This is a genomic window from Mesorhizobium sp. M1A.F.Ca.IN.020.06.1.1 (assembly GCF_004023265.1).
Taxonomy (GTDB): domain Bacteria; phylum Pseudomonadota; class Alphaproteobacteria; order Rhizobiales; family Rhizobiaceae; genus Mesorhizobium.
This window is the reverse complement of record NZ_RZSR01000491.1, coordinates 1-4395: the sequence shown is the minus strand read 5'-3', so window position 1 is coordinate 4395 and position 4395 is coordinate 1. Positions and strand designations below refer to the sequence as shown.

5 protein-coding genes and 2 pseudogenes are annotated in these 4395 nt (G+C 64.7%); 1 reads left to right on the top strand and 6 read right to left on the bottom strand.

Annotated elements, in window-relative coordinates; all coding sequences use genetic code 11:
- The 3 genes from EOA60_RS20550 to EOA60_RS20540 form a co-directional block, all read right to left on the bottom strand.
- The coding region (locus tag EOA60_RS20550) for an amidase family protein (RefSeq protein WP_245502590.1) at window positions 1–466 on the bottom strand (466 nt) is incomplete at its 3' end.
- Between the two features lie 117 nt (window positions 467–583).
- Window positions 584–1186 carry a sulfotransferase family protein gene (locus tag EOA60_RS20545; protein ID WP_127335202.1) on the bottom strand — a complete coding sequence of 201 codons (603 nt, stop codon included), beginning with the start codon at window positions 1184–1186 and terminating at the stop codon, window positions 584–586.
- Between the two features lie 47 nt (window positions 1187–1233).
- On the bottom strand, window positions 1234–2130 hold the full coding sequence (locus EOA60_RS20540; RefSeq protein ID WP_095824546.1) for a VOC family protein: 897 nt from the start codon (window positions 2128–2130) through the stop codon (window positions 1234–1236).
- A gap of 130 nt (window positions 2131–2260) precedes the next feature.
- Here EOA60_RS20540 and EOA60_RS20535 point away from each other — a divergent pair, with 130 nt between their 5' ends.
- Window positions 2261–2560 carry a hypothetical protein gene (locus tag EOA60_RS20535; RefSeq protein ID WP_095783445.1) on the top strand — a complete coding sequence of 100 codons (300 nt, stop codon included), beginning with the start codon at window positions 2261–2263 and terminating at the stop codon, window positions 2558–2560.
- A gap of 189 nt (window positions 2561–2749) precedes the next feature.
- Here the strand turns inward: EOA60_RS20535 and EOA60_RS20530 are convergent.
- The 3 genes and pseudogenes from EOA60_RS20530 to EOA60_RS39105 form a co-directional block, all read right to left on the bottom strand.
- Window positions 2750–3063, bottom strand: a pseudogene (locus EOA60_RS20530) (MocE family 2Fe-2S type ferredoxin).
- A gap of 84 nt (window positions 3064–3147) precedes the next feature.
- A complete protein-coding gene (locus EOA60_RS20525) occupies window positions 3148–4110 on the bottom strand; it encodes a substrate-binding domain-containing protein (RefSeq protein ID WP_095824548.1) in 963 nt (320 codons plus the stop codon).
- Window positions 4111–4224: 114 nt separating this feature from the next.
- Window positions 4225–4395 (bottom strand): annotated as a pseudogene (locus EOA60_RS39105) (sterol desaturase family protein); the annotation flags it as partial.

Here is a 4395-nt window from a genome sequence, read left to right as displayed (position 1 = left end):
CGGGCGTGCGGGTAACGTCCCACGGATTGACGGTGCGGCCAAAGATCGGATTGTCGGTCTGCAGGTCGCGCAGCCTGGGCGGCACGTTGGTCTTGCCGATGATGACGGCGCCGGCCTTGCGCAGCCGCGCGGCAATCGTGCTGTCCGTCGCCGGGACATGACCGGAAAAGGCTTCCAAACCGATGGTGGTGCGCATGCCGGCTGTGGCATGGCCGTCCTTCAGCGTGACCGGCACACCGTTGAGCGGACCGACGGCCTCGCCTCGCACGACCGCCATATCCGCGGCCTGCGCTCCAGCGCGGGCCGCCTCCTCGTCGAGGGTGACGATGGCGTTGAGCAGCGGATTGACGACAGCGATGCGGGCAAGCTGCGCCTCCATCGCCTCGACAGCGCCGACCTTCTTCTCGCGGATCGCCGCCGCCAGTTGCGACGCGGTCAGGAAGGTGGTGTCCAAATGGCTCATCATGGTGGTGCTCCTTCCTGCGGAACGGAAATAGGGGAGTAGGGAAGATCAGACTTCGTGAACTCCGCACATCGGATGCCAGTACCTTTTCCCCTATTCCCCTATTCCCCTCCCTTCCCTTCAATTCAACGAAAGCGCCGTCCGGAACTCCTTCGTGGTGTTGCGGTTGGGATAGGGCTCGTCCGGCACCGGAACGCCGAGATGGGCGCAGAGCGGCGCCCAGCCGTCGCCCAGCTTGTGAACCAGCAGGCGCTCGGCCGGCACCGTCTTCAGCACCGCTTCGATATTGGCCTCATAGACGGCAAGCGCATGCGCGCGGTCCTGCGGGCGGCCGCCGAAAACCTGCTTCGTGACAAGGGTGACGCCCAACGACTCCTGATCCTGGCTGTCAATGACGGCCGGCAGGATGGTTTTTGCGAAACTCTCCCACCAGCTTTCCGGCGAGCGCCAGGTGAGGATGACGCGCGCTTGCGGAAAGACTTCGATCAGCTCGCGCCAGTAATGCACCGAGGGCCAGTCGACGCAGGATGTATAACCGGCAAAGAGCCGATTCCAATCCGGCGCGGCGCCCTTGGCGAGCGCTCGCCAGAGCCGCTTCTGCTCCGCATGCGCCATGACCTCCGACATGTGATGGCACGGGCCGAAGCCGAGCATGGTCAGCGCCTCGCGCATCGAATCCGTGCCGGTGCGGCCGAAGCCGGTTCCTATCACCCTGATGGTCATTCTCCCCTTCTCCCACTTGTCTTCCCCAATCGTCCGCTGCGGCGCGATCAATCCTCCCGAAGCACGAACCGCAGCCTATTGCCTTCCGGATCCGCGGTTTCCACGGCACCGCCGATCTTTTTCGGCGGCAGGTTGGCGGCATCGAGCCTGCGTTCCAGCGCAGCCAGCTCCTCGACCGATGCAAGCTCAACCGTGAAATGGTCGAGTCCGCCGGCACCCGGCGGCGGCTCGCGCAGCTCGTCACGCGCCCAGATATTGAAGGCGACCATATGCGGCCGGCTCCCGGTACCGCAGTCGAACATGCCGAAACTTCTCGACTGGATGTGCGGGCGGAAGCCAAGCACGCCGACATAGAATTCCATCAGTTCTTCCGGCGCGCGGGCGCGCATATGGATGTGGCCGATGAAGGCGTTCTTCGCCATCCTCTGCTCGACATGGCCGGAATTGCCGAGGTCGCGCAAAAGGCCCGGGAGATGGAGCGGCTCGAGCCCGGAATGCGCGCTGCCGTCGGTGCCGATCAGCGCCACGCGGCCATCGGCCGACACCTCGCGGCGCAGACAGCGTTCCGGCGTGTCGAAGCAGATCTCGATGCCGTTGCCCGACGGGTCGGAAACGTAGAGCGATTCCGAAACCAGGTGGTCCTGGGCGCTGTAGCGCAAGCCGGAAGCCTTAAGCCGGGCGGCGGTGTGGGCGAGGTCGCGGCGGCTCGTCACATGGATGGCGACGTGGAAGAGATCGCGCGATTTCTGCGGCAGCGCAATCTGCGCTCCGGCGTGAAGCACGATAAGCTTCCGCCCACCGGCGCCGAGCTCCGCCGTGGCGGCATCCTCGCCGAGGACCGCCAATCCGAGCGTGTCGCGCCAGACGATCAAGGCAGCCGGGATGTCGGTCACCCTGAGATGGACCGGCCCGAGACGGGTGGCTTGAGGCAACCCTTCGTCCATGGTCGTCCGTCCGATTGCGGTCGGCGAACATATTAGCCGTGAACGATATTTCTGTCTCGCGCCAAGTTCGGGTTGACCCCTCCCCGGCGGGCGGCGACTATTGCCACGAAGCTTCTTGGGAGGAGATCACATGGACGAGACCGACCACTGGCGCAACATGGCGAGCGCGCCGCGGGACGGCAGTCGCATCCTGGTGACGGTGCGCTCGTCCGAACAGGGACCGGCCGAGGTCGACATGGCCTACTGGTCGCGCGCCGACCAGTTCGGCGAGGAAGGCTGGCGGGCGTCGGATTCATCGCCCGGACGCATCGTCGAATATGCCGAGCCGGAGTTGAGATGCTGGATGCCGCTGCCCACGGCGGGGCGAGGTTCGTTGCCGAGCCCCTGGGAAGGCGACGACGTGCCGCTGGTGGATGGCGAGGGGATTTAGCGCCTCTTTCCTTCTCCCCTTGTGGAAGAAGGTGTCGCCGAAGGCGACGGATGAGGGGTGCTGGACGGAGTGAGGCGCTGGGGAATGTCGCTGCGCTGTCGTCGTGGCCGCCAAGCTGGAACACCCCTCATCCGTCTCGGCGCTGCGCGCCGATCCACCTTCTCCCACAAGGGGAGAAGGGGGAGCTTTTCAGCCCACCGCCACCATCACCGCTCCGCCTCGACCTTCGCCGGATAGGTCCTGAGGTTGATGCATGGCGGCAGGCGCTTGGCGGCTCCGGTGCGGTAGTCGAAGGCGCCGGCGTGCTTTGGGCATTCGACCTCGTAGTCCATGACCAGGCCGTCGGCGATGTGCACCGCCTCATGCGTGCAAAGCCCGTCGGTGCAGAAGACCTCGTCGTCGGGCGAGCGAAAGACGGCATAGGTCTTGCCGCCATGGTCGAAGCGGCGGGCGCCTTCCTGTTCGATGTCGTCGAGCCCGCAGGCCCTGATCCAACCGGTCATTTTTCTTCCCTTCAGATCTGTCTTGCCTTCAGATCGAGGCGAACCCATCGGGGCGGCGAAGCCGGCCGCCCCGATGATCCGGGTCTAGTTCTTGTTCAGGTATTCCGCCGCGGTGGCGGGCGTCACCAGTTCGAACGGCACATAGACGACGCGGTCGACCTTCTCGCCTTTGGCAAGCGCGAGCGCCGCATCGACACCGCCGCCGCCCTGGCCCTTGGCGTTCTGGAACACCGTGACCGAGAGCTCGCCGGCCTTCATCGCCTGCAGGCCGTCCTGCGTGGCATCGATGCCGCCGACCACGACATTCTTCAGGTCGACGCCGTTGGCCTTGAGCGCCAGGATGGCGCCGATGGCGGATTCGTCGTTGTTGGCGATGACGGCGTCGGGCGCCGGGCCGGCAGTCAGCCAGTTGGTCATCAGGTTCTGCGCGTTGTCGCGCGACCATTCGGACGACTGCTTGTCGGTGACCTTGATGAAATTGCACATGTCGGTCGAAAAGATCTGCTCGACATCCTTGGTGCGCTGGAGCGCCGCCTGATGCACCAAGCTGCCCATGATGATGTAGGCGGTAGCGCCGGCCGACTTGCCCTTGGCGCGCAGCATCTTGCAGACCTCGAAGGCTTCCAGCGTGCCGGACTCGACCTCGTTCGAGCCGACATAGACCTGTTTCTCCGGCAGGTTCTTCATGTCCGATGGCTCGAGGTTGACGAAGACCAGCGGAATGCCGGCCTTGGCGGCTTCCTCGCTGATGGTCTTCGAGGCATTGGTGTCGACCAGCGTGACGATGATGGCGTCGACGCCGCTGGCGATGAAATTCTTGACCTGGTCCAGCTGTTTGGCGACGTCGTTCTGGGCGTCCTCGACCTGGATTTCGGCACCCTTCTCCTTGGCGCGCGCCTGCATGCCATGCATCAGCAGCGTCTGGAAATTGTTGTCGAAGTTGACGATCGAGACGCCGAGCTTGGCGGCGAAGGCGCCGGTCGAGACAGTCGCGAACGCGGTCGCCATCAAAGCGGCGAGCGCCGTCGAGATGAGAAGCTTCTTCACGGGTTTCCTCCCTCTGGATTTGGAGTGCCGGCTCACTCCTGTCTTGTTCGCCGGCCCTTTCGGGATCGTCGAAGCGGGCGGCTCAGGCCGGCCACGTGGCTTTCTCTGCAGCTGTCATTTCGCGGCGGCGTTGGCGCGCGCCTTCTTCTTCTCGTAGCGGGCCTGCATGCGCGCCTCGCCGTCCTTGCTGCCGTCATGGAAAGTGCCGAACCAGCGGTCGAACGGGATCAGGCCGTCGCCGTAGTTCACCTCGAAATATTTGTGGTGCAGGTAGTGGATATCTGT

Coding starts and splice junctions, on each gene's coding strand:
- EOA60_RS20545 (WP_127335202.1), bottom strand. CDS start 1,186: ATGACCATCAGGGTGATAGGAACCGGCTTCGGCCGCACCGGCACGGAT.
- EOA60_RS20540 (WP_095824546.1), bottom strand. CDS start 2,130: ATGGACGAAGGGTTGCCTCAAGCCACCCGTCTCGGGCCGGTCCATCTC.
- EOA60_RS20535 (WP_095783445.1), top strand. CDS start 2,261: ATGGACGAGACCGACCACTGGCGCAACATGGCGAGCGCGCCGCGGGAC.